This window comes from Streptomyces sp. NPDC005374, assembly GCF_042872225.1.
Lineage (GTDB): Bacteria > Actinomycetota > Actinomycetes > Streptomycetales > Streptomycetaceae > Streptomyces.
In genome coordinates, this window is sequence record NZ_JBIAKA010000014.1 from 199,456 (window position 1) to 214,386 (window position 14,931).

Here is a 14,931-nt window from a genome sequence, read left to right on the forward strand (position 1 = left end):
CCGGTGCGCGTCACACCAGGGCGGCGGCCTCCCTCGGGGAGAGGCCGCCGCCCTCCGCGTACGCCGACTCGTAGGCCGCGTCGCCCAGTACCGCGCGCAACTCCCGCTCGGCCGTGCCCCGCACGGAGCGCTCGATGGTCGTCGGGACGTGACTGGGCGGCAGCAGCACGTCCGCGGCACCGAGGCAGCGGGCGCCGTCGCGGGCGCGGGCACCGCCGTCGGCCCCGGCGAGGGCGAGCCCGGCCGTGTGCAGGTACATGGTGCGCATGTGCGGGGCGATGTTCAGGGCCAGCTGGTCCTCGGACTTCTCCAGCGCCCGGCGGGTGAGTGCCAGACACTCCTCGTAGCAGCCGTCCACGGCCTCCAGCCAGGCCTCCGAACCGAGGATGAAGGCGTCGAAGATGACGAAGTGGGCGATACCGAACTGCTCACGCAGCAACCGGAGTTGCTCGCGCGCCTCGGAGATGCGGCCGGTCAGGCCGAGCCAACCGGCGAGGAACATCCGGGCGGCGGGCATCGCCTCGTTGCGGGCGCCCTCCTGGTCGGCGATCACCTCGCGCAGCAGGAGTTCGCCGCGCTCGGCCTCTCCTGCCTCCAGCAGTGTGCTGCCCAGGCGGGCGTTGAGCACGGACCTCTGGGCGCGGGCACCGAGCTGTTCGGCCCGCTCGATCGCCCTCTCGTAGTCGGTGGCGGCCGCGCGCCACTCGCCCTTGCGCTCATGGGCCTCGGCGCGCGCGGAGAGCGCTTCGGCGGTGCCCCACATCTCGCCGAGCCGCTCGTAGATCTCCAGCGCCTCCTCGGCGTCCTGGATGGCGTCACCGGCCCAGTCGGAGCGGTTGGCGAGCAGGTTGGCCCGCCACTGGAGGGCGGCGGCGAGCTCCCACTCGTAGCCCGGGGTGGCCCGGCAGGTATCGACGGTCGCATTGATGACGTCCCGCAGCTGTTCCATGTTTCCGGTGAGCATGATGGCGAAGAACCAGAGGGAACCCGGCATCCGGCAGGTCTGCGCCATGCCCGGCTCGTAGGTGGCGGCGATGGAGCGCAGCTTCGACTGCGCGTGCTGGTTCTGCCAGGCGTCCAACTCGGTGTCCATGCAGGCGAGATGGACGAGGTGGATGCCGCGCCGGGCCTCCTCCAGGATCTCGCCGGACCACGGCGGCGGGGTGTCCGTGCAGCGCTCCCACACCGGTGCTGCGGGGCGGACCGGCTCGGTGAAGGGGTCGGGGCCGAGGGCCTGGACCTCGCGGGACCAGTTGCGGGCCTCGATACGCAGATCGCGCATCTGCCAGTACCAGGCCAACGACAGGATCAGACACAGCCCTTCCTGCTCGTCGCGGTCGGCGACGGCCCGGCGCAGAGCGGTGCGCAGGTTCTCGTACTCGCGCTCCAGGCACTGGATGGCGGCGAGTTGACGGGAGCCCCGCAGCAACGGGTCGGTGGTGCGGGCGAGTTCGCGGTAGTGCGTCAGATGCGCGCGCTCCGCGTCGGTGCGCGAGCCCGCCGACTCGTCGAGGCGCTCCCCCGCGTACTCGGCGACGGTCTCCAGGAGCCGGTAGCGCATCTCGCCGTCGCCCGAAGGGGCCGCCACGACAAGGGACTTGTCGACGAGCGAGCCCAGCGACTCCAGGGCGGCGGGGCCGCACACGGCCTCGGCGGCGGCGAGGTCGCAGCCGCCGGCGAAGACGGACAGGCGCCGCAGCACGTCCCGCTCCTCCTCGTCGAGCAGGTCCCACGACCAGTCGACCACGGCCCGCAGCGTCTGCTGCCGGGGCAGCACGGTACGGCTGCCGGAGGTGAGCAGCCGGAAGCGGTCGTCGAGCCGGTCGGCGATCTGACGGGGCGTCAACATCCGCAGCCGGGCTGCGGCGAGCTCGATGCCCAGCGGCAGACCGTCGAGACGGCGGCAGATCTCGGCGCACGCCTCGGCGTCGTCGTCGACGCGGAACCCCGCCCTGGCCGCGGCACCCCGGTCGGCGAGCAGCCGTAGCGCGACCGGCTCCGGCAGCGGCTCCACGGGACGCAGCAACTCCCCCGGCACACCGAGGGGTTCACGACTGGTGGCCAGTACCGTCAGGCCCGGGCAGCGCTCCAGGAGGGTCTCGGCGAGACGGGCGGCCGCGTCGACGACGTGCTCGCAGTTGTCGAGGATCAACAGCATGCGGCGCCTGCCGCAGTGCTCGGCGAGCCTCTCCACGGGATCGTCGTGCCGCTCGCTGCCGGCCGCCCGCATCGCCTCGGCACCGGCGCCGTACAGCACGGTCTCGCGGGCGCCGACCGCGGTGAGCACGGCCTCCGGCACCGCGTCCGGGTCGTCGACCGGCGCGAGCTCGGCCAGCCACACCCCGTCCCGCGTCGCGTGCCCCAGGGTCTCGGCGGCCTCCTGCGACAACCGGGTCTTCCCGGCCCCGCCCGGCCCGAGCAGGGTGACGAGCCGCGCGGCCGCGAGGTCACCCCGGATCGCCTCGATGTCGGCTTCCCGGCCGACGAAGGAGGTGAGACGGGCACGGAGGTTGCCGGGGGGCTCGGCGGGGGTGAGGGCGCTTCGGCTCGACGAGGAGGCGGGCGGTGCGGCGGACACGGAGGTCGTCGCGGCGTCGGTGGCGGCGGCCGGGGCGCGCAGCAACTCCCCGTGCAGCGACCGCAGTTCCGGCCCCGGGTCGGCGCCGAGCCGGTCCGCGAGGAGCTGCCGTACGGACTCGTACGCCGCCAGCGCCTCCGCGGTGCGGCCCGTGTCGCGCAGGGCGCGCAGACGCAGGGACTGGAGGGGCTCGTCGAGGGGGTGGGTGTCGCACAGGGCGGTGAGTTCGGGCAGGGAGTGGTCGGCCTGGCCGAGGGCGAGCGCGGCGGTGTGGCGGGCGCGGAGGGCGTCCAGCCGGCGGGCCTCGGCGCGGGCCGCCTCGGCCGTACGGTCGGGCAGGTCGGCGAGCGCCGGGCCGCGCCACAGGGCGAGGGCGTCGTCCAGGACCACGGCCGCCTTCGCCGCGTCACCGTCGGCCAGCGCCCGCGTGCCGTCACCGGCGAGCCGCTCGAAGCGGTGCAGATCGATGTCGTCCGGCGTCGCGGTCAGCCGGTACCCGCCCTCCGCCGAGGCCACCGACTCCGCCCCGAGCGCCCGCCTGAGCCGCCCCACCAGCGCCTGCACCGCGCCCGTCGCGTCGGCGGGCGGGTCGCCGTCCCACACCTCGCCCACCAGAACGCTCACCGGGACGGTACGGCCGGGCCGCAGCGCGAGAACGGTCAGCAGCGCACGCAGCCGTGCCCCGCCGACCGGGACGGACGTACCGTCGGAGCGGAGTGCCTGCGTGGTGCCGAGGATGCGATAGCGCACGGGATCCATTGTCTCTGGTGAGGCCGGGGCCGGTCACGGGGTTCCGGGAGTGGGGTGTCGGCAGCGGACAGCGCGCTGCCGGCGGTCGGGGCCGTCGGGAGGTCGGGGACGTCGGGCGGCTGTGGTCCGGTGGATCGTCCACTCTTCCATGGAACCCCCGCCCCACCGCGAGACGTTTTCACCTGTGCCCGGTACCGTCGGGCAGTCCCACCGCGTGCATGTTCAGTCCAGGGAGCCCCATGACCACCGCCACAACCCGCCACAGCGAACGGCGGATCAGCCCCGTCTTCATCGGGATCGTCGCCGTGACGGCGGTGACGGGCTGGGCCACGTGGAGCGGCTTCGCCGAGAAGCCGGGTGTGGCCGTCTTCCTGTTCGTGACGGCCGCGTGGATCGTCTCACTGTGCCTGCACGAGTACGCACACGCGCGTACCGCCCTGCACAGCGGCGACATCACGGTCGGCTCCAAGGGCTACCTGACCCTGAACCCGTTGAAGTACACCCACGCCCTGCTCAGCATCGTGCTCCCCGTCGTCTTCGTGATCATGGGCGGCATCGGTCTGCCCGGCGGTGCGGTGTTCATCGAGCGCAACCGGATTCAGGGCCGCTGGCGGCACAGTCTGATCTCGGCGGCGGGCCCGCTGACCAACGTCCTGTTCGCCGTCGTGTGCACGGCGCCGTTCTGGTTGGACGCCCTCGACGGGGTCCCCCGCGACTTCCGGTTCGCCCTCGCGTTCCTCGCGCTGCTCCAGGTCACGGCCGCGCTGCTGAACTTCCTGCCGGTTCCGGGCCTGGACGGCTACGGCGTCATCGAGCCCTGGCTGTCGTACGGCGTCAAGCGCCAGGTGGAGCCCTTCGCGCCGTTCGGCCTGCTGTTCGTGTTCGCGCTGCTGTGGGTGCCGTCGGTCAACAGCACCTTCTTCGACATCATCGACGCGATCCTCAAGAGCCTCGGGATCAACGACCTCGACACGTACTGCGGTCAGAACCTGTACCGGTTCTGGGAGGACACGAACCAGTTCTGCCAGGTCAGCCAGTGACCGACCGGCGGATCTTCTCGCGCTTCGCGTAGTACCAGCACATGTTGGACGACAGCCCCGCCAGCAGCACCCACACGACCCCCAGCCAGCTGCCCTGCACGAAGGACACGACCGCCGCGGCGACGGCGAGGAGGCAGACGGCGAGGGCGTAGAGGGCGAGGCGGGGCATTTCCACGGGCTCCTGTCAGGGGGACACTGTTGCGCTACGACGACCAGTGTCCCCCATCGGCTCACACGTCCGTGACCCGCAGCCCCGCGTGCGCCTTGTAGCGGCGGTTCACCGAGATCAGGTTGGCGACCAGCGACTCGACCTGGTGGGCGTTGCGCAGCCGGCCCGCGAACACGCCGCGCATGCCGGGGATACGGCCGGCGAGCGCCTGCACGATCTCCACGTCCGCCCGCTCCTCCCCCAGCACCATCACGTCGGTGTCGATCTCCTCGATCTCCGGGTCCTGGAGCAGCACGGCCGACAGGTGGTGGAAGGCGGCGGCCACCCGCGAGTCCGGCAGCAGGGCGGCGGCCTGCTCGGCGGCGCTGCCCTCCTCCGGCTTCAGCGCGTAGGCGCCCTTCTTGTCGAAGCCGAGCGGGTTGACGCAGTCGACGACCAGCTTGCCCGTGAGTTCCTCGCGCAGGGACTCAAGGGTCTTGCCGTGGCCGTCCCAGGGAACGGCGACGATCACGATGTCACTGCGGCGCGCGGTCTCGGCGTTGTCGGCGCCCTCGACACCGTGGCCGAGTTCGTCGGCGGCGGCCTGGGCGCGGTCGGCGGCCCGCGAGCCGATGATCACCTTCTGGCCCGCGCGGGCGAGCCGGTAGGCCAGGCCCTTGCCCTGCGGGCCGGTCCCGCCGAGCACGCCGACGACGAGTCCGGACACGTCGGGGAGGTCCCACGGGTCCTTGGCGGGGGCCTTCTGTGCACTGTCGGTAGAGGTCATGGGCCGACTTTACGTGCGCCCCGCCGGACCCGACCGCTCAGGTGAGCCGCGTCACGGGGACCTCGGAGCGCGATCCGCTCGCAGCCAGCGGGCACGGGCCGGCGCGGGGCTGCACGGGGGCGGGTCGTCGCCCTGCCCGGTTCGGGCGAATCCGGAGTGAACCACGGGCCGTAAAGGGTTGTTTGCGGCAGGATGCGACCTCATGGACGCCGTACGGGTCGCGCTGCTGCGCGAAGTGCTCGCCGGGACCGAGTGGTTGGAAGCCACCCGGCGCTTCGGGGGCGTACTGCGCGGCTCGGTGGTCTCACACGGTGGCGGCCTGCTGCTGGTCGGCACACCGGACTACGAACCGTGGCACCTGGCGGCCCACCTCGTCGACGAGGCGGCCTGGTCGGGCACTCCGGAACTGGCCCCGACCCTCGTACGGCACGACGCCCGCCCCTCCGACCCCGCGCACCTGTCGGTCGGCCCGGGCCGGCTCGCGGCGGCCCGGCGCGGGGAGACCCTGCTGGTGGTGTCCCCGGCCGGGCCGGGCGCTCCGCTGCTGGAACACGTCCACGACGCCCGTCGGGCCGGGGCGACGATCCTCTCCCTCGGGCCGGGCGAGGGCGAACTCGCCGCGATGGCCCACGAGTCGCTGGCCGTGCCGGAGGCCACGGACCTCGATCTGGACACCGTGCAGCACCTGGTGAGTGCGGCGGCCGGGGAGAACGCCGTGCCGGTGCCCCGGGGCCAACGACGGTTCCGGGACCGCCTGTCGAGGCTGACCGACCACCTGACGGCGCCACCGCCGGCCGGCTGGTGACACGGGGGCGGCGGTCGCGGGGTGGCTGAGCCAATCAGCCAGTGAGCCAACCAGCCAGTGAGCCAATCGACCGGTGAGCCACACAGTGGCTCACCCACCAACCCACCAACCCACCAACCCGCAGCGACGCAAACAACATCCCCGTCCAAAAAGCGTTTGCCCGCCTCCCTCCCCTCCCCGACCATGACCCTTCGTGACCGACGACGCCCCCGACCCCCCTTCCGGCCCTTCCGGCCTTCGCGCGATGCTCCCCGACCTCGCCCCCTGGCGGGCCTCCCGGGACTTCCGGCGGCTGTGGTACTCGGGGCTGATCTCGAACTTCGGGAGCTTCCTCACGTTCGTCGCACTGCCGGTGCAGCTGAAGGAGCTGACCGGCTCGGCCGCGGCGGTGGGTGCGATCGGGGCCGTGGAACTCGTGCCCCTCCTCGTCTTCGGGCTGTACGGCGGCGCGCTCGCGGACGCGTGGGACAAGCGGAAGCTGATCGTGTGGACGGAGGCCGGACAGGGCATCCTGAGCGTCGGCCTGCTGGTCAACGCCCTCCTCCCGCACCCCACCGTCTGGCCGCTGTACGTCGTCGCCGCCCTCTCCTCCGCCCTGGTCTCCGTGCAGCGCCCCGCGCTCGACTCCCTCTGGCCCCGGATCGTGGCGCACGACCACCTCCCGGCGGCGGCCTCCTTGAACTCCTTGCGCTGGACGGTCGGCGGGGTCGCGGGTCCGGCGCTGGCGGGCGTGGTGGTGGCCTACGCGGGCCTCGGCTGGGCGTACGGCGCCGATCTGCTGACGTTCGTCGTCTCGGTCGTCCTCGTCGTCCGTATCGCGGCCTCCCCCGCCTCCCACGAGGCGGCGAAACCGTCGCTCCAGGCCATCGCGCAGGGAGCGAGGTACGCCTGGAGCCGCAAGGAACTCCTCGGCACCTACGCCGTCGACCTGGCCGCGATGTTCCTGGCGATGCCGCTGGCCCTGCTGCCGTTCCTCGCGGACGAGCTGAACGCCGAGTGGTCGCTGGGTCTGATGTACGCGAGCGTCCCCTTGGGATCCCTGCTGGTGAGCCTGACCAGCGGCTGGACCTCGCGGGTCCACCGCCACGGCCGGATGGTGGTGCTCTCGGCCGCGCTGTGGGGCCTGGCGATCGCGGCCGCAGGCAGTGTGGGCGACGTATGGCTGGTGCTGCTGTTCCTGACCGTGGCCGGGGGCTGCGACATGGTCAGCGGGATCTTCCGCGGGGCCATGTGGAACCAGACGATCCCGGACGAGCTGCGCGGGCGGCTCGCCGGGATCGAGTTGCTGTCGTACTCCGTCGGGCCGACCGTCGGCCAGGTCAGGTCGGGCGGTTTCGCCGCGTGGTGGGGTGTGCGGACGTCGGTCTGGTCGGGCGGTTTGCTGTGTGCGGGAGCGGTGGGCCTGCTGGCCCTCTGCCTGCCGAAGCTGATGTCGTACGACGTCCGTACGAACGAGCACGCGACGCGGCTGCGGAAGCAGCGCCAGGCAGCCGCGCCGACGCCCACGCAGGCGTGATCAGCCGCGAAGCAGTCACGCCGGGTCCCACCGCGGCACGCTCAGCTGTCCTCGGCGCTGGTGGGGGCGTCGTGCCACTTGGGGTCGTTCTCCCACTCCACGTTGCGCTCGCGGGCCGTCGCCATGGCCTGCTCGGCCTCCTTGCGGCTCGCGTACGGCCCGAAGCGGTCCTTGGCCGGACAGTCCGGCCCTTCCTCGACCTTCTTGTGCTGCAGGCAGTAGTACCACTCGCCCGGTTTGCCGACCGTGCGCTTCTTGAACAAGGGCATGACCTGCTCCTCTCGCCACCGACATGTTCCCCCATCGGCGCTGGATAGACTCGTCGGCATGTCTGGCCAGTCGTTGCTCGTGCCCGGGGAGCTGTCTCCCATCCGTTCCGTGCCCGGAAACATCCGTCGCCCCGAGTACGTCGGCAAGCCCGCGCCGACGCCGTACACCGGACCGGAGGTGCAGACTCCGGCGACCGTCGAGGCGATGCGGGTCGCCGGGCGCATCGCCGCGCGGGCGATGGAGGAGGCGGCGAAGATCATCGCCCCCGGGGTGACCACCGACGAACTGGACAAGGTGGCGCACGAGTACATGTGCGACCACGGCGCCTACCCGTCGACGCTCGGTTACCGGGGCTACCCGAAGTCCCTGTGCACCAGCCTCAACGAGGTGATCTGCCACGGCATTCCGGACTCGACCGTGCTCCGGGACGGCGACATCGTCAACCTGGACGTGACGGCGTACATCGGCGGGGTGCACGGCGACAACAACGCGACGTACCTGGTGGGCGAGGTCGACGAGGAGAGCCGGCTGCTGGTGGAGCGCACCAGGGAGTCCCTGAACCGCGCGATCAAGGCGGTCAGGCCCGGCCGCCAGATCAACATCATCGGCCGGGTCATCGAGTCGTACGCCAAGCGCTTCGGCTACGGCGTGGTGCGTGACTTCACCGGTCACGGCATCAACTCGTCCTTCCACTCGGGCCTGATCATCCCGCACTACGACAGCCCGCACGCGACGACGGTCATGCAGCCCGGTATGACGTTCACGATCGAGCCGATGCTGACGCTGGGGACGCACGAGTACGACATGTGGGACGACGGCTGGACGGTCGTCACGAAGGACCGCAGGCGTACGGCGCAGTTCGAGCACACGCTGGTGGTGACGGAGACGGGGGCGGAGATCCTGACGCTGCCGTAGCAGGTCGGTGGATCAGCAGGTCAGCAGGTCCTGGACCCGTCCCCCGAGGGGCGGGTCTTTTCCTGTGCGTTTTTACCGACAACCCGTCGGTAAACGCATTGACTTAGGTAAGCCTAACCATAGAAAATCTGCCCATGGACTCGTTCTCGACACTCATCCGCACCGCGTCCCACGAGCAGCACGTGGAGGCGGAGACCTCGACGTTCATGAGCGACCTGCTGGGCGGCAGGCTCGGCGTCGACGCGTACGCGCGCTACACCGAGCAACTGTGGTTCGTCTACGAGGCGTTGGAGGCCGGTGCCGGGAAGCTGGCGTCGGACCCGGTGGCGGGCGGCTTCATCCGGCCTGAGCTGTTCCGGCTGCGGGCGCTGGAGCGGGACCTGGCGCATCTGCGGGGCCCGCGGTGGCGCGCCGAGGTGACGGCGCTCCCGGCCACGCGCGCGTACGCGGACGGGGTGCGCGAGTGCGCGGAGTCCTGGCCCGCCGGTTACGTCGCGCACCACTACACGCGCTACCTCGGCGATCTCTCCGGCGGCCAGATCATCCGCGCCCGGGCGGAGCAGACCTGGGGCTTCGAGAAGAAGGGCGACGGCGTCCGCTTCTACGTCTTCGAGGAGATCTCCAACCCCGCCGCCTTCAAGCGGGGTTACCGCGAACTCCTGGACGCGGTGCGGGCGGACGACCTGGAGAAGCAGCGGGTCGTGGCCGAGTGCAAGCGGGCGTTCGCGCTGAACACGAACGTCTTCCGGGCGCTGGGCGAGGAGTTCCCGCTGTCGGCGTGAGCGTCAGCGCTCCAGGAAGACCCGCCCTCCGACTTCCACCCATCCGCCCGGCTGCGGGGCGGTGAGGATCTGGGAACCAGCTCCCTGGACGATGTTCAGGGCGCGGCCCAGTTCGGCGGTGAGCTGGAGGGCGGCGGCGCCCGTGGCCTCGTCCTCCTCGACCCCGTCGCCCCGGCCGGGGAATCCCCGGGCGCGGACCCGTCCGGCGGCCTCGTCCTCCCACGCCCAGGCGTAGATCCACTCGCCCGGCGGCGGGACGGTCAGGTCGTCGACCTCGGCGGCGGTGCCGTACTGCCGGAAGGTCCGCGGCGCGGGCCACTCCGCCCGGGCCTCGATCCAGCTGAACTCGCCGTCCAGCCGGGTGCCGACGACTCCGGCGAGCGTGACGAGTTCGGGCACGTCGAGCAGCCAGGCCGCCCCGACGCACGGATACCCGGCGAACGCCAGCCGCACGGAAGGTGTGTAGATGTCGATGACACCGCGCTCGGGGTCGTCCACGAACACGGTCTCGCTGAACCCGAGTTTCGCGGCGAACGTCTGCCGCTCGTCCCGGTCCGGCATCACGGACCCCTCGCGGACGACGCCCAGCTCATTGCCGTAGCCGCCGTTCGGCGCGCAGAAGACGCGCAGCACGTCGTAATCAGTCACGGGGAGATTGAAGCACTGCGGCGGGAGTGCCCGGCCCGGATGCCCGGCGGGTGCGGTCGACCGGCGCTTCCCGTGACCGGGCCCGACGGATGCGGCAGAGGGCAGCACCTACGAGAACGGTGGCTGATGAAAGGGCGCACGCCGGTGACGCGGTGGTCGTGGTGTTGCACGATCCGGGGCTCGGCCGCCGCCTACGCGCACCGGGTCGCGATCCTGTGCGCCGGTCATGTCGCGGCCGACGGACCGCTGGCCGAGGTGTTCGACGAGCGGCTGCTGTCGCAGGCCTGTGACCAGGCCGTAGAGGTACTTCCACATCCTCGGGACGGGTCGCTTCTCGTGACTCCGAGGCGGAACCTTTGAATCTCCTTTGACCTTTACTTGACGGTTATTTTGAGCCATTTTCAGGTAAGGCTCAGATAAGTTAGGCGAGCCTCACCAACCCTCAGGAGCTCGTATGCACGCCGTCAGACTGCCTCTCGTCACCGTCACCGCCCTGGCGGCTCTCACCGCCGTCACGGGGTGCACGGAGAAGGGAAGCTCCGGCGACAGCGGCCGCGTGATCGACGTGACCGCCACCGACAGCAAGTGCGAGATCTCGAAGAAGGAGTTCCCGGCCGGTCACGTGGAGCTCGCCATCGAGAACAAGGGCTCCAAGGTCACCGAGGTCTACCTCCTCTTCCCGGACGACCGGATCGTCAGCGAGCGGGAGAACATCGGCCCCGGCACCAAGCAGCGGGTCACCGCCGAGGTGAAGGCCGGCGACTACACGATCGCGTGCAAGCCCGGCATGAAGGGCGACGGCATCCGCCAGGACGTGAAGGCCACGGGCGGGACCGTCGCCAAGCGCGATCCGCGGCTCGACGCGGCCGTCGCCGCGTACCGCAAGTACGCGCAGGAGCAGGCCGACGAGACGATCCCGAGGGTGGAGACGTTCGCCGCGGCCATCAAGGCCGGTGACCTCGACGCGGCCAAGAAGGCCTACGCCCCCTCCCGTGTCGGCTGGGAGCGCACCGAGCCGATCGCCGAGTCCTTCGGGAACATCGACCCCAAGACGGACACGCGCGCCGACGGCCTGGAGAAGGGCCAGAAGTGGACCGGCTGGCACGTGCTGGAGAAGGCCCTCTGGCAGGACAAGAAGATCGGCGCCGAGCAGAAGACCCTCGCGGCCCAGCTGGTCACCGACCTGAAGGGCTGGCAGCAGCGGGTCGGCAAGGCCGACATCACCCCGACGTCCATGGCCAACGGCGCCAAGGAGCTCCTCGACGAGGTCGCCACCGGCAAGGTCACCGGTGAGGAGGACCGCTACTCGCACACCGACCTGAGCGACTTCAAGGCCAACGTCGAGGGCGCGCAGAAGGCGTACGAGCTCCTTAAGCCGGTCGCCAAGGAGAACGACGCACCCCTGGTCACCGAGCTCGACAAGCAGTTCGCCGCGCTGAACACGCTGCTCGACACGTACCGGACCGACAAGACGTCCGACGGTTTCGTCTCGTACGACACGGTCGACGAGGACGGTCGCAAGAAGCTGTCGGACGGTGTGAACGCGCTCGCGGAGCCGCTGTCCAAGCTCGCCGCCGCCGTCGTCACCAAGTCTTCCTGAGGCAGGGGCCATGACGGACACGACTCCCTCACGCCGTGCGCTGATCGGCTGGGGCGGGGCCGGGCTCGCGCTCGGCGCCGCCGCGGCCGGGGGCGCGGTCGCGATGACCCGCACCGGCGACGACATCGAACCGACCGCCGCCGAGGCCGGTGCCGCGGTCGAGTTCCACGGCGCCCACCAGGCGGGCATCGCCACGCCCGTGCAGGACCGGCTGCACTTCGCCGCGTTCGACGTGACGACCGAGGACCGCGCCGAGTTCGTGCAGATGCTGAAGGACTGGACGGCCGCGGCCCGGCGGATGACCGCGGGCAAGGCGGTCGGCGAGGGGGCCTACGGCGGTCTCGCCGAGGCCCCGCCGGACGACACCGGTGAGGCGCTGGGGCTCAAGCCGTCGCGGCTGACGCTGACGATCGGCTTCGGGCCGTCCCTCTTCGAGAAGTTCGACCTGGCCGACCAGCGGCCCGAGGCGCTCGTCGACCTCCCGCAGTTCGCCGGGGACAACCTCGACAAGAACCGCAGCGGTGGCGACCTGTGCGTCCAGGCCTGCGCGGACGACCCGCAGGTCGCCGTGCACGCGATCCGCAACCTCGCGCGGATCGGCTTCGGCAAGGTCGTCATCCGCTGGTCGCAGCTCGGCTTCGGCAAGACGTCGTCGACGACGCCCGACGCGCAGACCCCGCGCAACCTGCTGGGCTTCAAGGACGGCACCCGCAACATCGCGGGGACGGAGACAGACCGCCTGGAGAAGTTCGTGTGGGCGGACGCCAAGAACTCGGGCTGGATGACCGGCGGCTCGTATCTCGTCGCCCGCCGGATCCGTATGCACATCGAGCCCTGGGACCGCACCTCCCTGCAGGAGCAGGAGGACATCATCGGCCGGGACAAGGGCGAGGGCGCCCCGGTCGGCCGGGCCAAGGAGCGCGACAAGCCGTTCCTGCCGGCGATGAAGCCCGACGCGCACGTCCGGCTCGCGCACCCCGACTCCAACCACGGGGCGACGATCCTGCGCCGCGGCTACTCCTTCACCGACGGCACGGACGGCCTCGGCCGGCTGGAGGCGGGCCTGTTCTTCCTGGCGTACCAGAAGGACGTCCGCGAGGGCTTCATCCGGATCCAGCGCCATCTGGCCACGGACGCGCTCAACGAGTACATCCAGCACGTGGGTTCGGCGGTCTTCGCCGTTCCGCCCGGCGTCCGCGACAAGGACGACTGGTGGGGCAGCACGCTGTTCTCCAAGGAGGCGTAGCCCGTGTTCTCCAACTACCTGATCGGTCTGCGCGAGGGTCTCGAGGCCAGCCTCGTCGTCTGCATCCTCATCGCCTACCTGGTCAAGACGGACCGCCGGGACGCGCTGAAGCCCATCTGGATCGGCATCGGCGTCGCGGTCGCGCTCGCCCTCGGTTTCGGGTGCGCGCTCGAATTCGGCTCCCAGGAGCTGACGTTCGAGGCGCAGGAGGCCCTCGGCGGCTCCCTGTCGGTCCTCGCGGTCGGCCTGGTGACGTGGATGGTGTTCTGGATGCGGCGCACCGCCCGGCATCTGAAGTCCGAACTGCACGGCAAGCTGGACGCGGCCCTCGCGATGGGCACGGGCGCCCTGGTCGCCACCGCGTTCCTCGCGGTCGGCCGGGAGGGCCTGGAGACCGCCCTGTTCGTGTGGGCGTCGGTCCGCGCGGCCGGTGACGGCACCCCGCGCCCGCTGGTCGGGGTGGCTCTCGGCATCCTGACGGCGGTCGTCCTGGGCTGGCTGTTCTACCGCGGCGCCCTGCGCATCAACCTCGCCAAGTTCTTCACCTGGACCGGCGGCATGCTGGTCGTCGTCGCGGCGGGCGTGCTGGCGTACGGCTTCCACGATCTCCAGGAGGCGGACTGGCTGCCGGGCCTGAACAACAAGGCCTTCGACATCAGCGACACCATCCCCCCGGACAGCTGGTACGGCACCCTCCTCAAGGGCGTGTTCAACTTCCAGCCCGACCCGACGGTCCTTCAGGTCACGGTGTGGCTGCTGTACTTGATCCCGGCGCTCGCGCTGTTCCTCGCCCCGGTAGGGTTCGCCTCCGGGAAGGGGAAGGTGAAGGCACCTGATGAGCAGGGATCGCGGCCCTCGAAGGCTCCGCAGGCTTGACCGGAGCGCACTGACAGCAGCCTCTGTGACCGCTTTGTCGTTGACGGCGAGCGGTTGCATGGTCGTGCACGGCGAGCGGGAGGTACTGCCCGCGACGACCAGGGCGGAGGCCGCCAAGGCACTCGAGCAGTTCACCACCGCGTACAACGCGGCGGACAAGGCGTACGACAGCTCGCTGGACGCCGCCCATGTCACCGGCGCGCTCGCCGCCATCGACGCGGCGCGGCTGAAGGCAGGCAAGGCGAACAGCCCGGGCGGCAACGCCTCGCACACCCCGTTGAAGCTGTCGGACGTGACGTACACCATCCCGAAGAAGGCGGGCTGGCCGCGCTGGTTCGTCGCCGACGCCGCCGGCAACAAGGGCGGCACCGCGCGCTGGCTCCTCGTGTTCACCCGCAACGGTCTGAACGAGCCGTTCCAGGTGGCCTATCTGACCCTGGTGACCCAGGGCAAGGTGCCGGAGTTCAAGAAGGACGCGGACGGCTGGGCCGAGGCGGTCCCGGCGAACACGACCGATCTGGCCGCCGTGCCCGGGGACCTGAGCAAGGACTACGCGGGCTATCTGAAGAGCGGCGGGGACGTCTTCGCGGACGGCACGCACACCAGCGTGTGGCGTTCGGAGCGGGCGAAGGACGCCATCAGGCCGGGCCTGGCCACCCAGTACATCGACGAACCGATGGCCAACGGCAGTTACACGCCGCTGGCGCTGCGCACGAAGGACGGCGGGGCGCTGGTGTTCTTCGCCACGCACCACTACGAGAAGCAGACCGCTCACTCCGGTGCGTCGATCCCCGCTCCCGGTGCCGCGGTGCTCGCGCTGACGACCGGCGAGATCAAGCAGTCGCTCACGATGGAGTTCGTCTCCAACGAGGCGGCCCTCGACCCGGCGAAGGGCGCGGGCGACCAGCGGGTCGACGTGCTCGGGCGGATCCAGGGGCTGACGTCCGCGGAGGGTTCGTAGGAACCGGAG

At 71.2% G+C, this 14,931-nt stretch carries 14 protein-coding genes and 1 pseudogene; 10 read left to right on the plus strand and 5 right to left on the minus strand.

Translation table 11 applies throughout. The annotated features are described in order from the left end of the window. Positions 1-10: 10 nt before the first annotated feature. Positions 11-3,337 carry a BTAD domain-containing putative transcriptional regulator gene (locus tag ACFYRX_RS32410; RefSeq protein WP_389107390.1) on the minus strand — a complete coding sequence of 1,109 codons (3,327 nt, stop codon included), beginning with the start codon at positions 3,335-3,337 and terminating at the stop codon, positions 11-13. 230 nt (positions 3,338-3,567) lie between these two features. On the opposite strand from ACFYRX_RS32410, the gene ACFYRX_RS32415 reads away from it, so the two are divergent. After that, positions 3,568-4,368, plus strand: a complete 801-nt coding sequence (locus ACFYRX_RS32415) for a site-2 protease family protein (protein ID WP_389107392.1) — start codon at positions 3,568-3,570, stop codon at positions 4,366-4,368. Here ACFYRX_RS32415 and ACFYRX_RS32420 read toward each other — a convergent pair. After that, complete coding sequence (locus ACFYRX_RS32420) at positions 4,358-4,537, minus strand: hypothetical protein (protein WP_389107395.1); 180 nt, start codon at positions 4,535-4,537, stop codon at positions 4,358-4,360. The two genes, ACFYRX_RS32415 and ACFYRX_RS32420, sit on opposite strands and share 11 nt — an antisense overlap. Before the next feature lie 61 nt (positions 4,538-4,598). Beyond that, complete coding sequence (gene npdG / locus ACFYRX_RS32425) at positions 4,599-5,303, minus strand: NADPH-dependent F420 reductase (RefSeq protein ID WP_389107398.1); 705 nt, start codon at positions 5,301-5,303, stop codon at positions 4,599-4,601. A 202-nt stretch (positions 5,304-5,505) separates the two neighbouring features. Between npdG and ACFYRX_RS32430 the strand changes: the two genes are divergently transcribed. Both ACFYRX_RS32430 and ACFYRX_RS32435 read left to right on the plus strand, forming a co-directional pair. Then, positions 5,506-6,108, plus strand: coding sequence for a hypothetical protein (locus ACFYRX_RS32430; protein WP_389107401.1), 603 nt, complete (start codon positions 5,506-5,508; stop codon positions 6,106-6,108). A gap of 193 nt (positions 6,109-6,301) precedes the next feature. Continuing rightward, positions 6,302-7,624: an MFS transporter gene (locus ACFYRX_RS32435; RefSeq protein ID WP_389107403.1), complete on the plus strand. Its 1,323-nt coding sequence runs from the start codon at positions 6,302-6,304 to the stop codon at positions 7,622-7,624. A 41-nt stretch (positions 7,625-7,665) separates the two neighbouring features. Here ACFYRX_RS32435 and ACFYRX_RS32440 read toward each other — a convergent pair whose 3' ends face one another. Beyond that, positions 7,666-7,893 (minus strand): hypothetical protein, encoded by a 228-nt coding sequence (locus tag ACFYRX_RS32440; RefSeq protein ID WP_389107406.1) that lies wholly within the window; start codon positions 7,891-7,893, stop codon positions 7,666-7,668. Positions 7,894-7,951: 58 nt separating this feature from the next. On the opposite strand from ACFYRX_RS32440, the gene map reads away from it, so the two are divergent. Both map and ACFYRX_RS32450 read left to right on the plus strand, forming a co-directional pair. Further along, positions 7,952-8,809 carry a type I methionyl aminopeptidase gene (map, locus tag ACFYRX_RS32445; protein WP_389107409.1) on the plus strand — a complete coding sequence of 286 codons (858 nt, stop codon included), beginning with the start codon at positions 7,952-7,954 and terminating at the stop codon, positions 8,807-8,809. Positions 8,810-8,943: 134 nt separating this feature from the next. Continuing rightward, positions 8,944-9,591: a heme oxygenase (biliverdin-producing) gene (locus ACFYRX_RS32450; RefSeq protein WP_389107412.1), complete on the plus strand. Its 648-nt coding sequence runs from the start codon at positions 8,944-8,946 to the stop codon at positions 9,589-9,591. Between the two features lie 3 nt (positions 9,592-9,594). Here the strand turns inward: ACFYRX_RS32450 and ACFYRX_RS32455 are convergent, their stop codons facing one another. Continuing rightward, on the minus strand, positions 9,595-10,239 hold the full coding sequence (locus ACFYRX_RS32455) for a PhzF family phenazine biosynthesis protein (RefSeq protein WP_389107414.1): 645 nt from the start codon (positions 10,237-10,239) through the stop codon (positions 9,595-9,597). 128 nt (positions 10,240-10,367) lie between these two features. Here ACFYRX_RS32455 and ACFYRX_RS32460 point away from each other — a divergent pair. The 5 genes and pseudogenes from ACFYRX_RS32460 to ACFYRX_RS32480 form a co-directional block, all read left to right on the plus strand. Continuing rightward, a pseudogene (locus ACFYRX_RS32460) lies at positions 10,368-10,599 on the plus strand (hemin ABC transporter ATP-binding protein); the annotation flags it as partial. Between the two features lie 94 nt (positions 10,600-10,693). Continuing rightward, positions 10,694-11,839 (plus strand): iron uptake system protein EfeO, encoded by a 1,146-nt coding sequence (gene efeO, locus ACFYRX_RS32465; RefSeq protein ID WP_389107416.1) that lies wholly within the window; start codon positions 10,694-10,696, stop codon positions 11,837-11,839. A 10-nt stretch (positions 11,840-11,849) separates the two neighbouring features. After that, positions 11,850-13,085, plus strand: a complete 1,236-nt coding sequence (gene efeB / locus ACFYRX_RS32470; RefSeq protein ID WP_389107419.1) for an iron uptake transporter deferrochelatase/peroxidase subunit — start codon at positions 11,850-11,852, stop codon at positions 13,083-13,085. A 3-nt stretch (positions 13,086-13,088) separates the two neighbouring features. Then, positions 13,089-13,961, plus strand: a complete 873-nt coding sequence (gene efeU / locus ACFYRX_RS32475; protein ID WP_389107421.1) for an iron uptake transporter permease EfeU — start codon at positions 13,089-13,091, stop codon at positions 13,959-13,961. After that, positions 13,921-14,922 (plus strand): hypothetical protein, encoded by a 1,002-nt coding sequence (locus ACFYRX_RS32480; RefSeq protein WP_389107424.1) that lies wholly within the window; start codon positions 13,921-13,923, stop codon positions 14,920-14,922. Before efeU ends, ACFYRX_RS32480 begins: the two co-directional genes overlap by 41 nt. The last annotated feature ends 9 nt before the right edge of the window (positions 14,923-14,931 follow it).